The sequence below is a fragment of the Pseudomonas sp. MUP55 genome, assembly GCF_034043515.1.
GTDB lineage: Bacteria > Pseudomonadota > Gammaproteobacteria > Pseudomonadales > Pseudomonadaceae > Aquipseudomonas.
In genome coordinates, this window is the sequence record NZ_CP138214.1 from 695,388 (window position 1) to 716,987 (window position 21,600).

The window sequence follows — 21,600 nt, forward strand, 5'->3', positions numbered from 1 at the left end:
AACAGAATTGATTGTTCTCGCCGGAGGCTCTAGAACGCGCCTCTCAAGCACGCGGTTTTGCACCGGTGTGGGTATTTTCGACACGAACCTGGGTAACAATGGTGCGCTGGGAAGGAGAAAATCTGTCTGCTTGATCAGGAAAATCGCTTTTTTCGGCTAAATCCGCCGTTGCGTTAAACGCTCGGGCACTTTGCCAGTCCTAGTCCTATAAGCTGTGTCAAAGGCTGTTGCCCAGCCAGTCGTATTCAGGAGTTTTGTGCAATGACGCGCACTCGCAAAATCGTCGCCTGGAGCTGCGCCAGCTTCGTTCTGTTAATTGCCATCGCGGTGTTGGTCCTGGTGTTTTTCGACTGGAACCGCATCAAGCCGCCCCTCAATGCCAAGGTCTCCGAAGAGCTGCACCGCCCGTTCGCCATCAATGGCAACCTGGCGGTGGTGTGGCAGCGTGAGCCCGATGAAGGCGGCTGGCGGGCCTGGGTGCCATGGCCGCATGTGATCGCCGAAGACCTGAGCCTGGGTAATCCCGACTGGTCCAAGCAACCGCAGATGGTCACGCTCAAGAAAGTCGAACTGCGTATTTCGCTCTTGGCGTTGTTGGCGCAGCGTGTGGTCATCCCGCGTATCGACCTCACCGAACCGAGCGCCGACCTGCAGCGCCTGGCCGACGGCCGGGCCAACTGGACCTTCACATTCGACCCCAAGGATCCCGACGCCGAGCCGTCCAGCTGGGTGGTGGATATCGGCGCCATCGGCTTTGACAAAGGCCACGTCACCCTCGACGACCAGACCCTCAAGACCCGCCTCGATGTGATCATCGACCCGCTGGGCAAACCGATTCCCTTCGGTGAAATCGTCGGTGACGCCGATGCCAAAAAGGCCCTGGAGAAGGGCTCCGCGCCGCAAGACTATGCGTTCGGCCTCAAGGTCAAAGGCCAGTACCACGGTCAGGCGCTCGCCGGCACCGGCAAGATCGGCGGCCTGCTCGCCTTGCAGGATGCGGCCAAGCCGTTCCCGCTGCAGGCTCAGGTCAAGATCGCCGACACCAGCATCGCCCTGGCCGGTACCCTGACCGACCCGCTTAACCTCGGCGCCCTGGACCTGCGCCTTAAGCTCGCCGGTGCAAGCCTGGGCAATCTCTACCCGCTGACCGGCGTCACGCTGCCGGATTCGCCGGCGTATTCAACCGACGGCCATTTGATCGCCAAGCTGCATGAAGCCAGTGGCGCGTCCTTCCGCTACGACAATTTCAACGGCAAGATCGGCAACAGCGACATCCACGGCAACCTGGCCTATGTCGCCAGCCAGCCGCGGCCCAAGCTCAGCGGCGCGCTGGTGTCCAACCAACTGCTGATGGATGACCTGGCGCCCCTGATCGGCGCCGACTCCAACGCCAAACAGAAAGCCCGAGGCGGTGAAAGCAAGCAACCGGCCACCAAGGTGTTACCGGTTGAAGAGTTTCGCACCGAGCGCTGGCGCGATATGGATGCCGACGTGGAATTCACCGGCAAACGCATCGTGCACAGCGCCGAGCTGCCCTTCACCGACCTCTATACCCACCTGGTGCTCAACGACGGCGAGCTGAGCCTTGAGCCCCTGCGTTTCGGCGTGGCCGGCGGCAAGCTCGACGCGCAGATCCGCTTGAATGGCCGTACCACACCGATGGAAGGCCGGGCCAAACTCACGGCGCGCAACTTCAAGCTCAAACAGCTGTTCCCCACCTTCGAACCGATGAAAACCAGCTTTGGTGAGCTCAACGGCGACGCCGATATTTCCGGGCGCGGCAACTCCGTGGCGGCGCTGCTGGGCACCTCCAACGGTGACCTGAAGATGCTGATCAACGACGGCGCCATCAGCCGTGGCCTGATGGAAATCGCCGGCCTCAACGTGGGCAACTACGTGGTGGGGCGTCTGTTTGGCGACAAGGAAGTGAAGATCAACTGCGCGGCGGCGGACTTCGGTATCAAGACGGGTCTGGCGACCACGCGCTTGTTCGTGTTCGATACCGAGAACGCGATCATCTACGTCGATGGCACGGCGAATATGGCGACCGAGCAGTTGGACCTGACCATTACGCCGGAGTCCAAGGGCTTCCGTCTGTTCTCCCTGCGCTCGCCGTTGTATGTGAACGGGCCGTTCATCAAGCCCAACGCCGGGGTCAAAGCCATTCCCCTGGCGCTGCGCGGAGCGGGCATGGTCGCACTGGGTGTGATCGCCGGTCCGGCTGCCGGGTTGCTCGCACTGGTCGCGCCAAGTGGCGGCGAGCCCAATGAGTGCGCACCGTTGCTGCAACAGATGAAAGAAGGCAAGGCGCCGAAAACCGTGAAGTAACTGAGCGAACCCGAAACCAAATGTGGGAGGGGGCTTGCCCCCGATAGCGGTGCATCAGCCAAACACTCTTTGACTGAGAAACCGCCATCGGGAGCAAGCCCCCTCCCACACGGGTATTGCAGTGTTGCGGATTACAGGTCCTGCAGAATATCCGCCATGTCGTCGGCGTGTTCTTCTTCCTGGGCCAGGATGTCTTCGAAGATGCGACGGGTAGTCGGATCTTTGTCGCCGATGTACTGGATGATCTCGCGATAGCTGTCCACCGCGATCCGCTCGGCCACCAGGTCTTCGTAGACCATTTCCTTGAGCGAGTTACCCGCCACGTATTGGGCGTGGGAGTTTTTCGACAACAGGTCGGGGTTGAATTCCGGCTCGCCGCCCAGTTGCACGATACGCTCGGCGAGTTTGTCGGCGTGTTCGGCTTCCTGGGTGGCGTGCTCCAGGAACTCATCGGCGGCGACGCTGGCTTTCAGGCCGCTGGCCATGAAGTAGTGACGCTTGTAGCGCAACACACAGACCAGTTCGGTGGCCAATGCTTCGTTGAGCAGGCGAATGATTTCTTCGCGGTCGGCGTCATAGCCTTCGGTCACGGCACCGTTTTCGACGTTCTGGCGGGCGCGGCTGCGCAGGGTCGCAACGTCAGTCAAGTGTGCTTCAGTCATCTCAATCTCCTGGGGCTAATCCGGTTATACGTCACACTCTGGCGGCGTGATCGCTCCAGGTTGTGAGTCCCGCAGGAGGCGAAAAGTTTTATCGGATTTAACAGGATGTGTCAGCAGAGCGCCTGACCGGTGTCGTCCAGCGTTCCGACAGGATCACCCCGCCCAGGGTCAGCAACCCACCCACCACGTGATACAGCGCCAGCTCTTCCTTGAGCACCACCGCTGCAATCAGCGCGGTAATCAACGGCAGCAAGTTGAAAAACAGCGTGGTACGGCTTGGGCCCAGGGCTTTGACCGAATGCATCCACGCCAGCGGCGCCAGCATCGACGCCAGCAGGCACGCATACAACACCAGCGGGATATTCGCCCAGCCCAGGCCGGCCTTGGCGGAGAACAGAAACAGCGGCAACAGCACCACCACCGCCACCAGCACCTGCAGGTACAGCAGCACCAACGGCGGCAGGCGCAGCTGCCATTTTTTCAGCAAGGTGCTGTAGACCGCGTAGGCCAGCGTGGCGATCAGCATCATGCCGTCGCCCAGGTTGACCCCATGTTGCAGCAACGTGCCCAGGCTGCCGGATGACACCACCACCACCACGCCCGCAAACGACAGCACCGCGCCCGTCAGCGCGCCAAAGGTCAGGCGCTGGCCCAGGCTGATGATGGCGGCGGTCAGTGCCATCAGCGGCATCAGCGAGAGGATGATGCCCATGTTGGTGGCGCTGGTCAGCGTGGCCGCGTAATAGGCCAGGCTCTGGTACACGGCCATGCCCAGCACGCCGAGAATGAAGATCTTGCCCAGGTTGGGGCGGATCAGCGGCCAGTTGGCGATCACCGGCTTGAGCATGAACGGGGTAAACAGCAGCGCCGCGAACAGCCAGCGATAAAAGCCGATTTCAGCGGGGAAGATCGAACCCACCGCCAGCTTGTTGACCACGGTGTTGCCGGCCCAGATAAAAATGGCCAGCAGGGGATAGGCGTATTGCATCGAAAACAATCCAGTGTGTTGATGAGGCGGGATTATCCCCTGTCTGGATCGAAGCCTATACTGCAATCCAGACAACCCGCCGCTGAATCCAGACAATATGTCCAGACACACCGTACGCCTGCCCGATTTCGCCAGCCTGCCCAGCCCCGTGTACTTCCGTTACTCCGACTTCGCCCCGGACACCGAATGCACCCCGCACCAGCACGCCTGGGGTTCGCTGGACTATTCGGCCAGCGGCGTGATGCGCATGGAAGTGGCCGGCAGCCGTTTCATGTCGCCGCCGCAGTACGCGGTGTGGGTGCCGCCGCATACCGAGCACAGTTCCTACAATGCCGAGGCGATCGTCTACCACTCGGTGGGCCTGGCGCCGCAGCTTTGCGAGCAACTGCCTCGGCAGCCTTGCACCCTGGCCATCAGTGACATCCTCAAGGCCATCCTCAAGGATTTTGCCCTGCGTGACGTCAATCAGCCGCAGACCGACGCCGATATCCGCCTGGCCCAGGTGCTGGTGGACCAGCTCAAGCAGGCGCCGATCCACGATGGCTTCCTGCCTTACGCGCGCCATGCCGGCCTGCTCGGTGTATTGGAAGGCATGCAGGCCGAACCTGGCGACAATCGCCCGCTGGCGCAATGGGCCGAACAGGTGCATGTCAGCGAGCGCACCCTGGCGCGTCAGTTTGTGCGTGAGCTGGGCATGAGCTTTGGTGAGTGGCGCCAGCGCCTGCGCTATCTGGCGGCCATCGAAGCCCTCGACAGCGAGCGCAGCGTGCAACACGTGGCGTTTGACCTGGGCTACAGCAGCGCCTCTGCGTTTATCGCGATGTTCCAGCGCCACGCTGGCTGCACGCCGGAGCACTACCGCCGGGCGAATATCCGTGGCCGGTGAAGTTGTAACCGGTTTTGACTACACTGCGCTGTAGGCCGCGCCCTTCGGTGCGGTAACAGGGAGAAAACTCCATGAAGATGCTGCGTATTCCGCTGTTGATGATGGGCCTGCTGCTGTGTTCCCAGGGTTTTGCCGCCACCGCCCAGCAAAACAAGATGACCACCTGCAATGCCGAAGCCTCCACCAAGACTCTCAAGGGCGACGACCGCAAGGCCTTCATGAAGACCTGCCTCTCGGCCCCGGCGGCCAATGACGCCAAGACCCTGACCCCGCAGCAGCAGAAGATGAAAGACTGCAATGCCTCGGCCAAAACCAAGGCGTTGGCCGGCGATGCGCGTAAAACCTTCATGAGCACCTGCCTGAAGAATTGATAGCCCCAGGCCATAGAGGCTGAGACACTCGCACACAGCCCCCTGTAGGAGCGAGCTTGCTCGCGAAGAACGCAATTACCCGCGTTTATTCAGAATAAACGCGTTATCGTTGGCGGCCTTCGCGAGCAAGCTCGCTTCTGCACACCTTTAACACCGTTCGTTTTGAGGCTGTATGCCAACGTTTTCTCAGCGTCATGTGTTGTTGCTTGCCAGCTACATCATTATTTTCGGCGGATTGCTGCTGGTGCTGCCGCTGAAGTTGCTGCCCAGCCTGCTGGCCGGCCTGTTGGTCTATGAACTGGTCAACATGCTCACGCCCCAACTGCAACGGCTGATCGAAGGACGGCGTGCGCGCTGGCTGGCGGTGGCCCTGCTCGGCACCCTGATCGTCAGCGTACTCACGCTGATCTTTGCCGGCGCCATCAGCTTCCTGCTTCACGAAGCGGAAAATCCCGGCGCCTCGCTGGATAAATTCATGCACGTGGTCGACCGCGCACGCGGCCAGTTACCTCCGTCCATCGATGCCTACCTGCCCGCCAGCGCCGCTGAATTTCGCGTGGCCATCGGCGACTGGCTGAGCAAGCACCTGAGCGAGCTGCAACTGGTCGGCAAAGACGCCGCGCATATGTTCGTCACTCTGCTGATCGGCATGGTGCTCGGCGCGATCATCGCCCTGCAGCGCGTGCCCGACCTGACCAAGCGCAAGCCCCTGGCCGCCGCATTGTTCGACCGCCTGCACCTGCTGGTCCAGGCGTTTCGCAACATCGTCTTCGCCCAGATCAAGATCGCCGCGCTCAACACCGCCTTCACCGCCGTGTTCCTCGCCGTGGTGCTGCCGTTGTGCGGTATTCACCTGCCGCTGACCAAAACCCTGATCGTGCTGACCTTCCTGCTCGGCCTGCTGCCGGTGATCGGCAACCTGATGTCCAACACCCTGATCACGATTGTCGCGTTGTCGCTGTCAATCTGGGTCGCGGTGGCGGCGCTGGGGTATCTGATCGTGATCCACAAGGTCGAGTACTTCCTCAACGCGCGCATCGTGGGTGGGCAGATCAGTGCCAAGTCATGGGAATTGCTGCTGGCGATGCTGGTATTCGAGGCCGCGTTCGGCTTGCCGGGGGTGGTGGCGGGGCCGATTTACTATGCGTATTTGAAGAGTGAGTTGAAGCTCGGCGGGATGGTTTAGGTTCTGTGTCGCCTGGGCTGAAGCCATCGGGGGCAAGCCCCCTCCCACACTTGATGGGAGCGATCTTCGGTGTCTCTGGGAGATGGTTTGACGCGTCAATGAAAGCCTTTGCGTCATGAGTTCTAAATGGATTACAGGGAGTTAAGCCGTGAATGACAATATCTACGCTCCGCCAACGGCGCAGCTGACCGAAGTGGTCAATGCCTCTTCCGAGTTTTATGTCATATCCAAAACGAAGTTGCTGACCCTGAGCCTGCTCAGTTTCGGGCTTTATACCTATATCTGGTCGTATAAGAACTGGAGCCTGTACAAGAAAGCCAACCAGCTGGATATCTGGCCTCTGGCGCGTGCGGTGTTCTTTATTTTCTTTATGCACCAGCTCTATCGCCGGGCCGATGATCGCATCGCCCGCAGCGGTCGCAAGTTCGATTTTGATTTCGAACAGTGGGCGACGGTATTCGTGGTGGTGACGGTCGGCTCGCGGCTTTTTGAAGTGGCGGCTAACCGAATCGAGGCGTGGTTTGCCTACAAGCCCTTGGTGCTGCTCGCGATTCCCCTGTGCGCCTACGTCCTCCAGCAGGCCCAAGGCCTGATCAACTTTGCCGCCGGTGATCCGGAGGGGCAAAGCAACGCTCGCTTTAACCTGTGGAACTACCTGGTGATCGTACCGGGTGTTGTCATGTGGGGCATGACACTCCTTGGACTGTGGGCCATTTATCATCGCTAGGCCGGGGTAATCGTCCCCTGTGGGAGGAGACAGGCGCCCCCCACATTCAGCGGGTGATGGTTTTGGGGCTGCTGCGCAGCCCAGCGGGAGCAAGCTCCCTCACCACGGGGAGCAAGCGCTCATTCGATCAGGAGCCGTAACGTTTGCTCGCCTCAATCGCCAACCCGCTGCCGATACTGCCGAAGATATTGCCTTCCACATGCCGCGCGTTCGGCAGCATCGCCGAGATGCTGTGACGCAGCGCGGGGATGCCGCTGGAACCGCCGGTGAAGAACACCGTGTCCACCTGGGCCACGCCCACCGATGCGTCATTGAGCAACTGGGTCACGCTGCCGCGTACCCGTTCCAGCAGCCCGTCGATGGCTGACTCAAACAGCGTGCGGCTCAATTCCACGCTCAATCCAGGCTCCACCCGGTCCAGCAGCACCAGGCGGCTGTCTTCGTGGGTCAGCTGGATCTTGGTTTCTTCGACTTCCATCGCCAGCCAGTGCCCGGCACGCTGTTCGATCAGTTTGAACAGGCGGTCGATGCCGCCGGTGTCTTCGATGTCATAGCGCATGCTGCCCAGGGCCAGCTGGGATTTTTGCGAGTACACCGAGTTGATGGTGTGCCAGGTGGCCAGGTTCATGTGGTGACTGGTGGGCATGTAGGCGCCGCTTTTCATGCGACTGCCGTAGCCGAACAGCGGCATCATGCCTTGCAGGCTGAGCTGTTTGTCGAAGTCGGTACCGCCGATGTGCACGCCGCCGGTGGCGAGGATGTCGCTCTGGCGGTTGTCGTTGTGGCGGCGATCCGGCGACAGGCGTACCAGGGAGAAGTCGGACGTACCGCCGCCGATGTCGACGATCAGCACCAGCTCTTCCTTCTCGATGGTCGACTCGTAGTCGAACGCGGCGGCAATCGGCTCGTACTGGAACGAGATGTCCTTGAAGCCGATCTTGCGGGCCACATCGACCAGGGTGTTTTCCGCTTCCTGGTCGGCCATCGGGTCGTCATCGACAAAAAACACCGGGCGCCCCAGCACCACTTCTTCGAACTCGCGGCCAGCGGTGGCTTCGGCACGGCTCTTGAGCTGGCCGATGAACAGCGCCAGCAGGTCGGTGAACGGCATTGCGGTGCCGAGCACGCTGGTGTCGTGCTTGATCAGCTTGGAGCCCAACAGACTCTTGAGCGAGCGCATCAAGCGGCCTTCGTAGTTTTCCAGGTATTCGTGCAGCGCCAGGCGGCCGTACACCGGGCGGCGTTCCTCGAAGTTGAAGAAAACCACCGACGGCAGGGTGATCTTGTCGTCCTCCAGCGCGATAAGCGTCTCCTCGCCGGGGCGGATCCAGCCGACGGTGGAGTTGGACGTGCCGAAGTCGATGCCGCAGGCACGGGCTGGGGATGGGTTTTTCATGTCTATCGGGTTCCGGTCGAAAAACGGCCGCGCAGTGTATGCCAGTCGACGCCGGATGCGTAGGCCGACCATCTGTTAAATCGTGCTTGAAAGTGCGGGATTTGCCCCCACATCTTGTGCATACGGCAAGTGCCGATAACACTTTGACGCACCCCCAGGGCGCAAGACTCAACACGTGCAAAGCAGCGCACCTTGTGTCCGGGCTGTGCGATCTCGATTAAGGATGGTGAACCACCGATGGATTTCAAAGACTACTACAAGATTCTGGGTGTCGAGCCGAGCGCCGACGACAAGGAAATCAAAGCCGCCTATCGCAAGCTCGCGCGTAAATATCACCCGGACGTGAGCAAGGAAAAAGACGCCGAAGCCAAGTTCAAGGACGCGTCCGAAGCCTATGAAGCGCTCAAGAGTGCCGACAAGCGTGCCGAGTACGACGAGCTGCGCAAGTATGGCCAGCATGGCCAGCCATTCCAGGGGCCACCGGGGTGGCAGAGCCGTGGCGGCTTTGGCGGTGGTGCGGGCACTGAGGATTTCTCGGACTTCTTCAGCTCCATCTTCGGCTCGCGCAGCGACGGATTCGGCGGCGGCCAGCGTCGCCCCGCCGGGCGCAAGGGCCAGGACGTGGAGATGCAGTTGTCGGTGTCCCTTGAGGAGACGCTGTCCACGGAGTCCAAGCAGATCAGCTTCCAGGTGCCTCAATACGACGCCTCGGGCCGGCATGTCAGCAACACCACCAAGAACCTGAACGTGAAGATCCCGGCCGGTGTGGCCGACGGTGAGCGCATTCGCCTCAAGGGCCAGGGCGCACCCGGCATTGGCGGGGGGGCCAACGGTGATCTGTACTTGATGATCAAGTTTGCGCCCCATGCCAGGTTCGAGGTGGATGGCGAAAACCTGATCATCAACCTGCCGCTCGCGCCGTGGGAATTGGCGCTGGGCGCGGAAGTCACGGTGCCTACGCTGACCGGCAAGATCAACCTCAAGGTGCCGGCCGGCAGCCAGAACGGCCAGCGCTTGCGCGCCAAGGGCCACGGGTTGCTCAACAAGGCTGGCCAGCGTGGCTACTTGTTCGTGCAACTCAAGGCAGTCATGCCCAAACAGGCCGACGACGAGACCATCGCGTTGTGGCAGGCATTGGCGAAAAAGGCCAACTTCAACCCTCGCGAAAACTTCTAAGCGAGCCGGTGCCGGGGCTGGCTAAGCGATATTTGTAGGAACGCGCTTGCTCGCGAAGCACTCAAGGTCACCGCGTTTATTCAGAAAGAACGCGTTGTCTGGGCGTTTTTCGCGAGCAAGCTCGCTCCTACAGTGAGGCGGTTGTCAGAACAGGAAATATCGCTGTGCCATTGGCAGCACATCCGCTGGTTCGCACCATAGCAACACGCCGTCAGCCTTGACCTGATACGTCTGCGGGTCCACCTCGATATCCGGCAGGTAGTCGTTGTGGATCAGGTCGGTTTTCTGCACATCACGGCACCCCTTGACCACGGCAATCTGCTTTTTCAAACCCAGCGCCTCGGGCAGGCCGGCGTCCTGCGCCGCCTGGCTGATAAAGGTCAGGCTGGTGGCATGCAGCGAGCTGCCGAAGCTGGCGAACATCGGTCGGTAGTGCACCGGCTGCGGCGTCGGGATCGAGGCGTTGGCATCCCCCATCAGGCTTGAAGCAATCGCCCCACCTTTGAGGATCAGCGTCGGCTTGATCCCGAAGAACGCCGGGCGCCACAACACAAGATCCGCCCATTTGCCGACTTCGATGGAACCGACGATGTGGCTGATGCCATGGGTGATCGCCGGGTTGATGGTGTACTTGGCGATATAGCGCTTGGCGCGGAAGTTATCGTTGCCCGCGCCGTCACCCGGCAGCGGGCCGCGCTGTTTTTTCATCTTGTCGGCGGTCTGCCAGGTGCGCGTGATCACCTCGCCGACGCGGCCCATGGCCTGGCTGTCGGAGCTGATCATCGAGAACGCGCCGAGGTCGTGGAGGATGTCTTCGGCGGCGATGGTTTCGCGGCGAATGCGGCTTTCGGCGAAGGCCACGTCTTCGGCAATGCTCGGGTCCAGGTGATGGCAGACCATCAGCATGTCCAGGTGTTCGTCGATGGTATTGCGGGTGAAGGGCCGCGTCGGGTTGGTGGAGCTGGGCAGCACGTTAGGAAAACCGCAGGCCTTGATGATGTCCGGTGCATGGCCGCCACCGGCGCCTTCGGTGTGGTAGGTGTGAATGGTGCGGCCCTTGAGCGCGGCGAGGGTGGTTTCGACGAAGCCGGATTCGTTGAGGGTGTCGCTGTGGATCGCCACCTGCACGTCGTATTCGTCGGCGACGCTCAGGCAGTTATCGATGCTGGCGGGCGTGGTGCCCCAGTCTTCGTGCAGCTTCAAACCGATGGCGCCGGCCTTGACCTGCTCCACCAACGGCTGCGGCAAGCTGGCGTTGCCCTTGCCGGTAAAGCCAATGTTCATCGGGAACGAATCGGTGGCCTGCAGCATGCGCGCCAGGTGCCACGGGCCTGACGTGCAGGTGGTGGCGTTGGTGCCGGTGGCCGGGCCGGTGCCGCCGCCAATCATGGTGGTGACGCCGCTGGTCAGCGCCTCCTCGATCTGCTGCGGGCAGATGAAATGCACATGGGAGTCGATGCCGCCGGCGGTGAGGATCATGCCTTCACCGGCGATCACTTCGGTGCTGGCGCCGATGGCCATGGTCACGCCGGGCTGGATGTCGGGGTTGCCGGCTTTGCCGATGGCGTGGATGCGGCCGTTCTTCAGGCCGACATCGGCCTTGACGATGCCCCAGTGGTCGATGATCAGCGCGTTGGTGATCAGGGTGTCGACCACTTCATGGGCGAGCAACTGGCTCTGGCCCTGGCCGTCACGGATCACCTTGCCGCCACCGAATTTGACTTCTTCGCCATAGACGGTGAAGTCCTTTTCGACTTCGACGAACAGCTCGGTGTCGGCCAGGCGCACCTTGTCGCCAACGGTGGGGCCGTACATGTCGGCGTAGGCTTGGCGGGTGATTTTCATGTGTGTGCACCTGATAAATATGTGTTGAATGTGAGACCGCTATCGGGGGCAAGCCCCCTCCCACATTTGGCCGTGTTCACAGATCAAAGGTGGGAGGGGGCTTGCCCCCGATGAGGCCCTAAAGGTCGCCCATGACCCGCCCGGCAAATCCGAATACCCGCCTTCCACCGCCCAAATCCACCAGCTCGACCTCCCGACTCTGCCCCGGCTCGAACCGCACCGCCGTGCCCGCCGGAATATTCAAACGCATGCCACGGCTGGCCGCGCGATCAAACTCCAGTGCGTCGTTGGTCTCGAAAAAGTGATAGTGCGAGCCCACCTGGATCGGCCGGTCGCCGCTGTTGGCCACGCTCAGGCTGAGGGTACGGCGGCCCACATTCAGTTCGATCTCGCCAGGCTGGATCTGATATTGGCCAGGAATCATGCAGGTTGCCCCAAGGTCTTGAAGTAGATAGCGGTCGGGCTGTAGCGCCCGTCCGGGCTTTGGCAGTAGTCGGGCAATTCGCCGACCTTGGTGTAGCGCAGCGATTGGTAGAAGGCCTCGGCGTCGGAGCCGGCTTCGGTGTCCAGGTACAGCAAGCCGCGCTTGTGCTGGCGCGCGGCGAGCTCCAGGGCATTCATCAATTGCTGGCCCAGGCCGTGGCGCCGCGCACTGCTGTGCACCAACAGTTTTTGCACCTCGGCGCGGTTCAGGCCGTTGGCTTTCTGGCACAGCGCCAACTGCACGCTGGCGACCACCTGTTCATCGCGCACCACCACCCACAGCAGCAGGCTGGCCTCTTCGATGCCGGCTTGCACGCCGGTCAAATACGCGCGCGCCTGCACCTCATCGAAGTCGGCCATGAAGCCGACCGAGGCGCCATGCCGGACCGCGTCCAGCAGCAGCTCGATCAAGCCGAGGCGGTAATGGGCAAAGCTTTCAGCATTGACTCGACGCAGTTGCGCAGCGCTCATCGATCTCACTCCTTGGGCGGTTCGGCGCCCGGATTCAAGGCCAGTTGCATGAAGGTCAGGTCGAGCCAGCGGCCGAACTTGATACCCACTTGCGGCATCTGCCCGGTGGTGATGAAACCCAGGCGTTCGTGCAGGCGGATCGAGGCAAGATTGCCGCTTTCGATAGCCGCGACCATCACATGCTTGTCGCCGCTGCGCGCGCGTTCGATCAGGGCCGCCATCAAGCGCGGGCCGAGGCCCTTGCCGCGCTGGTCGTTGCGCACGTACACCGAGTGTTCAACGCTGTAGCGGAAACCTTCGAAGGGCCGCCAGTCGCCGAACGAGGCGTAGCCGGTGACCTCAGCGTTTTCCACGGCCACCAGGACTGGATAGCCCTGCGCCTGGCGTGCACTGAACCAGGCCTGGCGGTTCGCCAGGTCCACCGGCTGTTCGTTCCAGATCGCGGTGGTGTTCAGGACGGCATCGTTGTAGATGTCGCGGATCGCCGGCAGGTCGTGTTCGGTTGCATCACGAATCATGGCCGTGCCTCAAGCGATGGGCTGGTGGACGGTGACCAGCTTGGTGCCGTCCGGGAAGGTGGCTTCCACCTGGATATCCGGGATCATTTCCGGGATGCCTTCCATCACTTGTTCACGGTTGAGCAGGGTGGTGCCGTAGTGCATCAGGTCAGCCACGGTACGACCATCGCGGGCGCCTTCCATCAGCGCGGCGGAAATATAGGCGATGGTCTCCGGGTAGTTGAGCTTCACACCCCGCGCCAGGCGGCGTTCAGCCACCAGGCCTGCGGTGAAGATCAGCAGTTTGTCTTTTTCCCGTGGGGTCAGGTCCATGGTTCAGTCCGTCTTGAAATACATTCGTTAATACAATGAAGGTCAAATGTGGGAGGGGGCTTGCCCCCGATAGCTGAGTGTCAGGCAATGCATCTGTCACTGAACCACCGCCATCGGGGGCAAGCCCCCTCCCACAGTTTGATCTTCATGTGTTCCAGATTCTCGGTGTGACCGCTTCGCGCTCAAGGACTGCCGGGCGGAGCAATTTCCATAAATCAATCAACCACCCCCGCGCCTGCAGCGCTTCACTGGCCAGGCAGCGTGCGACGAGCAAACCGGGCAGTTGGGTCAAGTCACCGCGCACCGCGTGGGGCAGTGAGCGACAGCGTTCCAGCAGTTGAGCATCAATTTCACCGGTCGCCAGCAAAGTGGCAAACACCGGTTGTCCATCCAGCCCGATGGGCGAATCCAGCAGCCCATCGCCGCCCACAATGCGCTGGCGTTCGTGCCAGAGCAACTGGCCGTCGCGACGGATATCCAGTCGGGATTGAAAGTGGCCGAGGTCGAAGCGCTCGTCACTGGCCGGGCGCCCGAGGGCGACCACGTCCCAGTAGAACAACCGCGCGTCGCCGTGCAGTTCGATGCGGGTGGTCAGTTCGGCCTGGGCGGCGCTGAACACAATGGTTTCCTGGGGCAGCCACTCCAGCGTCGCACCGGCTTGCACGGTCAGTTCAAGCTGCTGGAAGGCAGGGCCGCTGGCGCGGTACCACTTGGCCGCGCCGGGGCTGGTCAATTGGGCCCAGGCACCCTCGGCTACCTGCGCGCTGATGTCGAGGCGATCGCCGCCGGCAATGCCGCCGGGCGGGTGCACGATGATGTGCTGGCACACCTCGGGGCCTTCGGCGTACAGGTGTTTTTGCACGCGCAGCGGGCCGAGGTGGCGGCGCAGCACCGGGCGTGTGGTATCACCGAAACGCGCGTAGCCGAGTTCCAGCTTGGCGTGCCAGCTGGGGGTGAACAGGGCAGGGGTAACGGGCAGGTTCATGTTTTTTTGCTTATCGTTAGGACGCTACAGGTTAGATGGTTACCAGGCCGCGCACACCTTCGCTTTCCATATTTTCGCCTCGGCCCTGCTGCACGATTTCGCCCCGGGACATCACCAGGTACTGGTCGGCCAGTTCCGCGGCGAAGTCGTAGAACTGCTCCACCAGCAGGATTGCCATATCGCCGCGTGCCGCGAGTTTCTTGATCACAGCGCCGATTTCCTTGATCACCGACGGCTGGATGCCTTCGGTGGGTTCATCGAGAATCAACAGTCGCGGGCGGCTCGCCAGGGCGCGGCCGATGGCCAACTGTTGCTGCTGGCCGCCGGACAAATCGCCGCCGCGCCGGTGTTTCATCTGCAGCAGCACCGGAAACAGTTCGTAGATAAAGGCGGGCACTTCCTTGGCTTCGGAGCCTGGGAAACGCGAAAGGCCCATCAGCAGGTTTTCTTCCACCGTCAGCCGTCCGAAAATTTCCCGGCCCTGGGGCACGTAGGCGATGCCTGCATGCACGCGCTGGTGCGGCTTGAAGCCGGTGATCGGCTTGCCCTCCCAATTCACCGCGCCTTCCTTGGCCGGCAGCAGGCCCATCAGGCACTTGAGCAGGGTGGTCTTGCCCACGCCGTTACGCCCGAGCAGGCAGGTGACTTCGCCGATCTTCACGTCAAACGACAGCCCGCGCAGGATGTGGCTACCGCCGTAATATTGGTGAAGGTGTTGGACTTGTAGCATTGGAACTCCGTTAGTTGGGCTTCAAGTGGCAAGCTTCAAGCTGCAAGTAAGAGCGGGCGGGTGCCTGGCTTTGCTTCAAAACTTGCCGCTTGAAGCTTGTGGCTCGAAGCTGGCCGATGTATCACCGTCCTAAATACACTTCTATAACGCGCTCATCGGCCTGCACCTGCTCCAGCGACCCTTCCGCCAGCACGCTGCCTTGATGCAACACGGTGACGTGGTCGGCAATCGAGCCGACAAAGCCCATGTCATGCTCCACCACCATCAGCGAATGCTTGCCCGCCAGGCCCTTGAACAGTTCGGCGGTGAATTCGGTTTCGGCGTCGGTCATGCCGGCCACCGGTTCGTCCAGCAGCAACAGTTGTGGGTCCTGCATCAACAGCATGCCGATTTCCAGAAACTGCTTCTGGCCGTGGGACAGCAACCCGGCCGGGCGCTGTACCGAGGCGCTGAGGCGGATGGTGTTCAGCACCTCGTCGATGCGGTCTTTCTGCTCGCCGCTCAAGCGCGCCCGCAGGCTGGCCCATACGGACTTGTCGGTTTTCTGCGCCAGCTCAAGGTTTTCGAACACGCTGAGGGCTTCGAACACCGTGGGTTTCTGGAACTTGCGGCCAATGCCGGCCTGGGCGATCTGCACTTCGCTCATGCCGGTCAAGTCCAGCGTCTCGCCGAACCAGGCCTTGCCATGGCTGGGCCGGGTCTTGCCGGTGATCACGTCCATCAAGGTGGTCTTGCCCGCGCCATTGGGGCCGATGATGCAGCGCAGTTCGCCAACGCCGATGTAGAGGTTGAGGTCGTTCAACGCCTTGAAACCATCGAAGCTGACGCTGATGTCCTCCAGGGTCAGAATGGTGCCGTGGCGAGTGTTCAGGCCTTTGCCCGCGGCCTGGCCGATACCGATGGCCTCGCGACCGCTGCCCGCGTCGAAAACAGGTTCAAGCATGACGTTCCTCATTTCTTAAGCAGCCCGATAACGCCCTTGGGCAGGTACAGGGTGACGATGATGAACAGCGCCCCGAGGAAGAACAGCCAGTATTCCGGGAAGGCCACGGTGAACCAGCTCTTCATGCCATTGACCACCCCGGCGCCGAGCAACGGGCCGATCAAGGTGCCACGCCCGCCCAGGGCCACCCAGACGGCGGCTTCGATGGAGTTGGTCGGGGACATTTCGCTGGGGTTGATGATGCCCACCTGCGGCACATACAACGCCCCCGCCAAGCCGCACAGCACCGCGCTCAACACCCACACGAACAGCTTGAAGCCACGCGGGTCGTAGCCGCAGAACATCAGGCGGTTTTCCGCATCCCGCAGGGCGGTGAGCACACGCCCGAATTTGCTGCGGGCCAGGCGCCAGCCGATGTACAGGCTCGCCACCAGCAACAGCACCGTGGCCACGAACAGCACCGCCCGGGTGCCCGGCTCGGTGATGCCAAAGCCCAGGATGCTGCGAAAGTTGGTGAAGCCGTTATTGCCGCCAAACCCGGTCTCGTTGCGAAAGAACAGCAGCATGCCGGCGAAAGTCAGGGCCTGGGTCATGATCGAGAAATACACGCCTTTGATCCGCGAGCGGAAGGCGAAGAAACCGAACACCAGGGCCAGCAGCCCCGGCGCCAGCACCACCAGGCACAGCGCCCACCAGAAGTGTTGGGTGCCCGCCCAGTACCAGGGCAATTCGGTCCACGACAGGAACGTCATGAACGCCGGCAACGCATCGCCGGAGGCCTGGCGCATCAGGTACATGCCCATCGCGTAACCGCCCAGGGCGAAGAACAGCCCGTGGCCCAGGGACAGCATCCCGGCGTAGCCCCACACCAGGTCGAGCGCCAGGGCGACAATGGCATAGCAGAGGATCTTGCCGACCAGTGTCAAGGTATAGGCCGATATGTGAAACACATTTTCCGCCGGCAACAGCGACAGCAACGGCAGCGCCAGCAGCACCACAAGCAGGAGCGCGCCGACGGCAATCGTCACCTTGGGGCCGGCTTTCTGCGTGGCCGTAAGCATCAATGGCTGGTTCATCAGTCGATCACCCGTCCTTTCAGTGCGAAGAGTCCTTGCGGGCGTTTCTGGATAAACAGAATGATCAGCGCGAGGATCAGGATCTTGCCGAGCACGGCGCCGATCTGCGGTTCGAGAATCTTGTTGGCGATACCCAGGCCGAAGGCCGCCGTGACGCTGCCGGCGAGCTGGCCCACACCGCCCAGCACCACCACCAGGAACGAGTCGATGATGTAGCTCTGGCCCAGGTCCGGGCCGACGTTGCCGATCTGGCTCAGGGCGACGCCGCCCAGCCCGGCGATGCCCGAACCCAGGCCAAAGGCGAGCATGTCCACCCGCCCGGTGGGCACACCGCAGCAGGCGGCCATGTTGCGGTTCTGCGTGACGGCGCGCACGTTCAGGCCCAGGCGCGTCTTGTTCAGCAGCAGCCAGGTCAGCACCACCACGAACAGCGCAAAGGCGATGATCACGATGCGGTTGTACGGCAGCACCAGGTTAGGCAATACCTGAATGCCCCCGGAGAGCCAGGCGGGGTTGGACACTTCGACGTTCTGCGCACCAAACACCAACCGCACCAGCTGGATCAGCATCAGGCTGATGCCCCAGGTGGCAAGCAGGGTTTCCAGCGGGCGGCCATACAGGTGACGAATCACCGTACGCTCCAGCGCCATGCCGATGGCGGCCGTGACAAAGAACGCCACCGGCAGCGCGATCAGCGGGTAGAACTCAATCGCCTGAGGCACGTAGCGCTGCATCAGCATTTGCACCATGTAGGTGGAGTAAGCGCCGAGCATCAGCATCTCGCCATGGGCCATATTGATCACGCCCAGCAGGCCGAAGGTGATGGCCAGGCCCAGGGCAGCGAGTAATAGAATCGAACCCAGCGACATGCCACTGAACGCCTGGCCGAGTATTTCGCCGACCATCAACTTGCGTTTGACCTGGGCCAGGCTGGTTTCGGCGGCGGTGTGCACGGTGGCATCGGGTTCGACGCCGGGCGCAAGCAAGGTTTCCAGGCGGGTGCGGGCCAGCGGGTCGCCGGTGTTGCCGAGCAGGCGCACGGCGGCGAGGCGCACCACCGGGTCGGTATCGACCAGTTGCAGATTGGCCAGGGCCAGGCTGAGGGCGCTGTGCACATCCTCGTCGGTCTCGGCGGCGACCTGCTGGTCGAGGAATTTCAGTTGGGCCGGCACTGCCGTTTTTTGCAGGGTGCGCGCGGCATCAAGGCGCACCTTGGGGTCAGCCGCGAGCAACTGCTGGCTGGCCTGCACATTGTCGATCAGACCGCGCAGACGGTTGTTCAGGCGCAGGGTCTTGGTTTCGCCGTTGAGCGTGAGCTGGCCTTGTTGCAGCGCGTCCACTAGTTCGATACGCGCAGGATCTGGCTGGCCGGCCCAGTCCTGGAGGAGCTTGGCTTGCTGCGCCGGGTTGGCGTTGATGAAGTCTTCGGCATCGCTGGCGTGTGCGCCCAAAGGCAGCAATAGCAGGGCTGTAAGGATGAAACGGTGCAGGGCAGTGGGCATACAAATTGTCCTGAGCGTACGCGGTCAATTGTGGGAGGGGGCTTGCCCCCGATTGCGGTGTATCAGTGGGCACATTCGGTGCCTGACACTCAGCTATCGGGAGCAAGCCCCCTCCCACATTTGGCCTGTGGTGGGGCTTAGTTGCTCTTCACGGCGTAGTCCGGCTTTTTGTCATTGCCAGGGATGTACGGGCTCCACGGCTGTGCGCGGATCGGCTCATTGGTCTGCCACACCACCGAGAACTGCCCGTCGGCCTGGATCTCACCGATCATCACCGGCTTGTGCAGGTGGTGGTTGGTCTTGTCCATGGTCAGGGTGAAACCGGACGGTGCGGCGAAGGTCTGGCCGGCCAGCGCTTCACGCACTTTGTCGACGTCGGTGGACTTGGCCTTCTCTGCCGCCTGCGCCCACATGTGGATGCCCACGTAGGTGGCTTCCATCGGGTCGTTGGTCACTGCTTTGTCTGCCCCCGGCAGGTTGTGTTTCTTGGCGTAGGCTTTCCAGTCGGCCACAAACTTCTGGTTCACCGGGTTCTCCACCGACTGGAAGTAGTTCCAGGCCGCGAGGTTGCCCACCAGCGGCTTGGTGTCGATGCCGCGCAATTCTTCTTCGCCCACCGAGAAGGCCACTACCGGTACATCGGTCGCCTTCAGGCCCTGGTTGGCCAGTTCCTTGTAGAACGGCACGTTGGAGTCGCCATTCACGGTGGAGACCACCGCAGTCTTGCCGCCCGCGGAGAACTTCTTGATGTTGGCGACGATGGTCTGGTAATCGCTGTGGCCGAACGGGGTGTAGACCTCTTCGATGTCCTTGTCCGCCACGCCTTTGGAATGCAGGAACGAACGCAGGATCTTGTTAGTGGTGCGCGGGTACACGTAGTCGGTGCCGAGCAGGAAGAAGCGCTTGGCGCCGCCGCCTTCTTCGCTCATCAGGTATTCCACCGCCGGGATCGCTTGCTGGTTGGGCGCCGCGCCGGTGTAGAACACGTTGGGCGACATCTCTTCGCCTTCGTATTGCACCGGGTAGAACAGCAGGCCGTTGAGTTCCTCGAACACCGGCAATACCGATTTGCGCGACACCGAGGTCCAGCAGCCGAACACCACGGCGACCTTGTCCTGGGTCAGCAACTGGCGACCTTTCTCGGCGAACAGCGGCCAGTTGGACGCGGGGTCCACCACCACCGGCTCGAGCATCTTGCCGTTCACACCGCCCTTGGCGTTGATCTCGTCGATGGTCATCAGCGCCATGTCTTTGAGCGAGGTTTCGGAGATGGCCATGGTCCCGGACAACGAGTGCAGGATGCCGACCTTGATGGTCTCGGCGGCCTGGACGGTCCAGGTCAAGCCCATGGCGGCAATGGATGCCGACAAAGTGAAAGCCTTGATCAAGCTGCGACGCTTCATGGTGCGATCTCCGTAAAACCGATAGTTTTTGTTGGGCAGATACACACGACTTTGCAAAGGCTGTGCCTGCTACGCGAGGCGCGGGATTACAGGCGGTTCAGCGAGGCGAATCGGCACCGTGGCGCACCAGGATGGCGCCACGTTCCGTTGTTGAGTGCACGGCAAGCTTCAAAACAGGGCGTTGCGCACCAGGCCGTGCCGGCAGTGCGCAACCCGGTATTACGCGGTGACGCCGACCCGTGACAGCAGCACGCGGTCCAGCACCCACACCACCACCAGCGAGGCGCCCACCAGCGGGAAAATGATCGCCAACGCGAGCATGATCGCCATCGCGGTTTTCCACCTGGGCAGGTCATGGCGCAACGGCGGCACACCGAGCCCGCCCTGTGGCCGACGCTTCCACCAGATCACCACGCCGCTCACCGCGCTGAGCAGAATCATCAGGCAGATCACCAGCACGATCAGCTGATTGACCCAGCCGAACATCTTGCCCTCGTGCAGCATCACCCCGGTTTCGGTGGCACGTGCGACGCCGTTGTAATGTTCCCAGCGCACGTCGGCCAGGACCTTGCCGGTGTACTGGTCCACATGCAGCGTGGCGTCATTGCGAGGGTCGTTGGCGAATACGGCGATGGTGAACACGCCGGTGGCGGTGGTGGGGAAGGTGATGCTGTAGCCAGGTTCGACCTTGCGCGCAGTGGCCAGGTCGACCACCTGTTGCAGGCTGATGCCGGGCGCGGCGGGGCCTGCGTGCATGGCGCCGTGGTTCATGTGTTCGGCATGATTGCCGGACATCGGCATCGGCGTGTTTTCCATCGCCCAGGGCACTGTTTGCTGGCTGGCGGTATTGAGGGTGCGCGCCTGCTGGTCCGACTGCGGCACGTTGTTCCACATCGCCGCCGGGAAGGTGTTCCACAGGTCGGCGTATTGCTTGCCCCAGAAACCCGTCCAGGTCATGCCGCTGAGCAGCATCACCAGCAGGAACGCCGCGCCCCAGAAACCGGCGACAGCATGCAGGTCACGCCAGAGCAAGCGGCCTCGGCTGTTCAAGCGTGGCCATAACACCCCCGCCGGGGACCGGCCGCGCGGCCACCACAGGTACAGGCCGGACACCACCAGCATCACGCCCCAACCGGCGGCCAGTTCAATCAGCCGATCTCCGGTGGTGCCGATCATCAGCTCCCCATGCAGGGCGCGGGCGATGGCTTGCAGGTTGTCTTTGGCGTCCTGTTCTCCGAGCACGGTGCCGCGATACGGGTCGACGAATACGCTGATCTCGCGGCCCTGCTGCTGCATCACGAACTGCGCACTGCTGGTGGCATCGGCGGGTGGCAGGTATTTGCTGATCGCGGCCTGGGGGTAGACAGCCTTGGCCCGTTGCAACTGCTCGTCGGCGCTCAGTGCGTGCTCGGCTGCGGGTACTTTCAGCAGCTCGCCATACATCAGCGGGTCGAGCTGGGGTTTGAACAGGTAGATGATGCCGGTCAGGGCCAGCAGCACCATGAACGGGGCGACGAAGAGCCCGGCGTAGAAGTGCCAGCGCCAGGCCAGGTTGTAGAAGGAAACTGTTTGAGTGCTCATCGGGTGCTCCGCAAGGCTTTGATTTATCTGT

At 62.0% G+C, this 21,600-nt stretch carries 21 protein-coding genes; 6 read left to right on the forward strand and 15 right to left on the reverse strand.

Annotation, left to right across the window (positions count from 1 at the left end):
• Positions 1–261: 261 nt before the first annotated feature.
• Positions 262–2,328: an AsmA family protein gene (locus tag SC318_RS02930; protein ID WP_320429581.1), complete on the forward strand. Its 2,067-nt coding sequence runs from the start codon at positions 262–264 to the stop codon at positions 2,326–2,328.
• A gap of 131 nt (positions 2,329–2,459) precedes the next feature.
• On the opposite strand, the gene SC318_RS02935 is transcribed toward SC318_RS02930, so the two are convergent.
• Positions 2,460–2,990 carry a ferritin-like domain-containing protein gene (locus SC318_RS02935; RefSeq protein ID WP_124384893.1) on the reverse strand — a complete coding sequence of 177 codons (531 nt, stop codon included), beginning with the start codon at positions 2,988–2,990 and terminating at the stop codon, positions 2,460–2,462.
• 97 nt (positions 2,991–3,087) lie between these two features.
• Positions 3,088–3,978, reverse strand: a complete 891-nt coding sequence (locus SC318_RS02940; protein WP_320429582.1) for a DMT family transporter — start codon at positions 3,976–3,978, stop codon at positions 3,088–3,090.
• A 97-nt stretch (positions 3,979–4,075) separates the two neighbouring features.
• Between SC318_RS02940 and SC318_RS02945 the strand changes: the two genes are divergently transcribed.
• The 4 genes from SC318_RS02945 (at position 4,076) to SC318_RS02960 (ending at position 7,148) form a co-directional block, all read left to right on the forward strand.
• Complete coding sequence (locus tag SC318_RS02945) at positions 4,076–4,864, forward strand: AraC family transcriptional regulator (protein ID WP_320429583.1); 789 nt, start codon at positions 4,076–4,078, stop codon at positions 4,862–4,864.
• Between the two features lie 71 nt (positions 4,865–4,935).
• A complete protein-coding gene (locus tag SC318_RS02950) occupies positions 4,936–5,235 on the forward strand; it encodes a PsiF family protein (protein WP_124384896.1) in 300 nt (99 codons plus the stop codon).
• Between the two features lie 172 nt (positions 5,236–5,407).
• The gene (locus SC318_RS02955; RefSeq protein WP_124384897.1) at positions 5,408–6,421 is read left to right on the forward strand and encodes an AI-2E family transporter; all 1,014 of its coding nucleotides are present in this window, start codon (positions 5,408–5,410) and stop codon (positions 6,419–6,421) included.
• A gap of 148 nt (positions 6,422–6,569) precedes the next feature.
• Positions 6,570–7,148: a hypothetical protein gene (locus SC318_RS02960; RefSeq protein ID WP_320429584.1), complete on the forward strand. Its 579-nt coding sequence runs from the start codon at positions 6,570–6,572 to the stop codon at positions 7,146–7,148.
• A gap of 127 nt (positions 7,149–7,275) precedes the next feature.
• Here the strand turns inward: SC318_RS02960 and SC318_RS02965 are convergent, their stop codons facing one another.
• A complete protein-coding gene (locus SC318_RS02965; protein WP_320429585.1) occupies positions 7,276–8,544 on the reverse strand; it encodes an Hsp70 family protein in 1,269 nt (422 codons plus the stop codon).
• Between the two features lie 237 nt (positions 8,545–8,781).
• Between SC318_RS02965 and SC318_RS02970 the strand changes: the two genes are divergently transcribed.
• Positions 8,782–9,720, forward strand: a complete 939-nt coding sequence (locus SC318_RS02970) for a DnaJ C-terminal domain-containing protein (protein WP_306491411.1) — start codon at positions 8,782–8,784, stop codon at positions 9,718–9,720.
• Between the two features lie 144 nt (positions 9,721–9,864).
• Here the strand turns inward: SC318_RS02970 and ureC are convergent, their stop codons facing one another.
• The 12 genes from ureC to SC318_RS03030 form a co-directional block, all read right to left on the reverse strand.
• Positions 9,865–11,565 carry an urease subunit alpha gene (gene ureC, locus SC318_RS02975; protein WP_320429586.1) on the reverse strand — a complete coding sequence of 567 codons (1,701 nt, stop codon included), beginning with the start codon at positions 11,563–11,565 and terminating at the stop codon, positions 9,865–9,867.
• A 118-nt stretch (positions 11,566–11,683) separates the two neighbouring features.
• Complete coding sequence (locus SC318_RS02980; protein ID WP_320429587.1) at positions 11,684–11,989, reverse strand: urease subunit beta; 306 nt, start codon at positions 11,987–11,989, stop codon at positions 11,684–11,686.
• A complete protein-coding gene (locus tag SC318_RS02985) occupies positions 11,986–12,519 on the reverse strand; it encodes a GNAT family N-acetyltransferase (protein WP_320429588.1) in 534 nt (177 codons plus the stop codon). Before SC318_RS02985 ends, SC318_RS02980 begins: the two co-directional genes overlap by 4 nt.
• A 5-nt stretch (positions 12,520–12,524) precedes the next feature.
• Positions 12,525–13,037: a GNAT family N-acetyltransferase gene (locus SC318_RS02990; protein WP_320429589.1), complete on the reverse strand. Its 513-nt coding sequence runs from the start codon at positions 13,035–13,037 to the stop codon at positions 12,525–12,527.
• A gap of 9 nt (positions 13,038–13,046) precedes the next feature.
• Entirely contained in the window at positions 13,047–13,349 is a 303-nt protein-coding gene (ureA, locus tag SC318_RS02995) for an urease subunit gamma (protein WP_104501479.1), read from the reverse strand.
• Positions 13,350–13,494: 145 nt separating this feature from the next.
• Positions 13,495–14,334, reverse strand: a complete 840-nt coding sequence (locus SC318_RS03000; RefSeq protein WP_320429590.1) for an urease accessory protein UreD — start codon at positions 14,332–14,334, stop codon at positions 13,495–13,497.
• Between the two features lie 31 nt (positions 14,335–14,365).
• A complete protein-coding gene (gene urtE / locus SC318_RS03005) occupies positions 14,366–15,064 on the reverse strand; it encodes an urea ABC transporter ATP-binding subunit UrtE (protein WP_320429591.1) in 699 nt (232 codons plus the stop codon).
• Between the two features lie 121 nt (positions 15,065–15,185).
• Positions 15,186–16,019 carry an urea ABC transporter ATP-binding protein UrtD gene (gene urtD, locus SC318_RS03010; protein ID WP_320429592.1) on the reverse strand — a complete coding sequence of 278 codons (834 nt, stop codon included), beginning with the start codon at positions 16,017–16,019 and terminating at the stop codon, positions 15,186–15,188.
• A complete protein-coding gene (gene urtC / locus SC318_RS03015) occupies positions 16,016–17,083 on the reverse strand; it encodes an urea ABC transporter permease subunit UrtC (protein ID WP_306491421.1) in 1,068 nt (355 codons plus the stop codon). Before urtC ends, urtD begins: the two co-directional genes overlap by 4 nt.
• Entirely contained in the window at positions 17,083–18,585 is a 1,503-nt protein-coding gene (gene urtB / locus SC318_RS03020; RefSeq protein ID WP_320429593.1) for an urea ABC transporter permease subunit UrtB, read from the reverse strand. Before urtB ends, urtC begins: the two co-directional genes overlap by 1 nt.
• A gap of 137 nt (positions 18,586–18,722) precedes the next feature.
• The gene (urtA, locus tag SC318_RS03025; protein ID WP_124384909.1) at positions 18,723–19,988 is read right to left on the reverse strand and encodes an urea ABC transporter substrate-binding protein; all 1,266 of its coding nucleotides are present in this window, start codon (positions 19,986–19,988) and stop codon (positions 18,723–18,725) included.
• Between the two features lie 219 nt (positions 19,989–20,207).
• Entirely contained in the window at positions 20,208–21,569 is a 1,362-nt protein-coding gene (locus SC318_RS03030) for a PepSY-associated TM helix domain-containing protein (RefSeq protein ID WP_320429594.1), read from the reverse strand.
• Positions 21,570–21,600 lie beyond the last annotated feature (31 nt).

What these genes read in the sequence shown, in the direction of transcription:
- urtC (WP_306491421.1), bottom strand. Translation starts at nt 17,083, where the DNA reads ATGAACCAGCCATTGATGCTTACGGCCACGCAGAAAGCCGGCCCCAAG.
- SC318_RS02970 (WP_306491411.1), top strand. Translation starts at nt 8,782, where the DNA reads ATGGATTTCAAAGACTACTACAAGATTCTGGGTGTCGAGCCGAGCGCC.
- SC318_RS03000 (WP_320429590.1), bottom strand. Translation starts at nt 14,334, where the DNA reads ATGAACCTGCCCGTTACCCCTGCCCTGTTCACCCCCAGCTGGCACGCC.
- SC318_RS02930 (WP_320429581.1), top strand. Translation starts at nt 262, where the DNA reads ATGACGCGCACTCGCAAAATCGTCGCCTGGAGCTGCGCCAGCTTCGTT.
- SC318_RS02980 (WP_320429587.1), bottom strand. Translation starts at nt 11,989, where the DNA reads ATGATTCCTGGCCAATATCAGATCCAGCCTGGCGAGATCGAACTGAAT.
- SC318_RS02950 (WP_124384896.1), top strand. Translation starts at nt 4,936, where the DNA reads ATGAAGATGCTGCGTATTCCGCTGTTGATGATGGGCCTGCTGCTGTGT.
- urtD (WP_320429592.1), bottom strand. Translation starts at nt 16,019, where the DNA reads ATGAGGAACGTCATGCTTGAACCTGTTTTCGACGCGGGCAGCGGTCGC.
- urtB (WP_320429593.1), bottom strand. Translation starts at nt 18,585, where the DNA reads ATGCCCACTGCCCTGCACCGTTTCATCCTTACAGCCCTGCTATTGCTG.
- SC318_RS02935 (WP_124384893.1), bottom strand. Translation starts at nt 2,990, where the DNA reads ATGACTGAAGCACACTTGACTGACGTTGCGACCCTGCGCAGCCGCGCC.
- SC318_RS02945 (WP_320429583.1), top strand. Translation starts at nt 4,076, where the DNA reads ATGTCCAGACACACCGTACGCCTGCCCGATTTCGCCAGCCTGCCCAGC.
- SC318_RS03030 (WP_320429594.1), bottom strand. Translation starts at nt 21,569, where the DNA reads ATGAGCACTCAAACAGTTTCCTTCTACAACCTGGCCTGGCGCTGGCAC.
- SC318_RS02990 (WP_320429589.1), bottom strand. Translation starts at nt 13,037, where the DNA reads ATGATTCGTGATGCAACCGAACACGACCTGCCGGCGATCCGCGACATC.
- SC318_RS02955 (WP_124384897.1), top strand. Translation starts at nt 5,408, where the DNA reads ATGCCAACGTTTTCTCAGCGTCATGTGTTGTTGCTTGCCAGCTACATC.
- urtE (WP_320429591.1), bottom strand. Translation starts at nt 15,064, where the DNA reads ATGCTACAAGTCCAACACCTTCACCAATATTACGGCGGTAGCCACATC.
- SC318_RS02940 (WP_320429582.1), bottom strand. Translation starts at nt 3,978, where the DNA reads ATGCAATACGCCTATCCCCTGCTGGCCATTTTTATCTGGGCCGGCAAC.
- SC318_RS02965 (WP_320429585.1), bottom strand. Translation starts at nt 8,544, where the DNA reads ATGAAAAACCCATCCCCAGCCCGTGCCTGCGGCATCGACTTCGGCACG.
- ureA (WP_104501479.1), bottom strand. Translation starts at nt 13,349, where the DNA reads ATGGACCTGACCCCACGGGAAAAAGACAAACTGCTGATCTTCACCGCA.
- ureC (WP_320429586.1), bottom strand. Translation starts at nt 11,565, where the DNA reads ATGAAAATCACCCGCCAAGCCTACGCCGACATGTACGGCCCCACCGTT.
- SC318_RS02985 (WP_320429588.1), bottom strand. Translation starts at nt 12,519, where the DNA reads ATGAGCGCTGCGCAACTGCGTCGAGTCAATGCTGAAAGCTTTGCCCAT.
- urtA (WP_124384909.1), bottom strand. Translation starts at nt 19,988, where the DNA reads ATGAAGCGTCGCAGCTTGATCAAGGCTTTCACTTTGTCGGCATCCATT.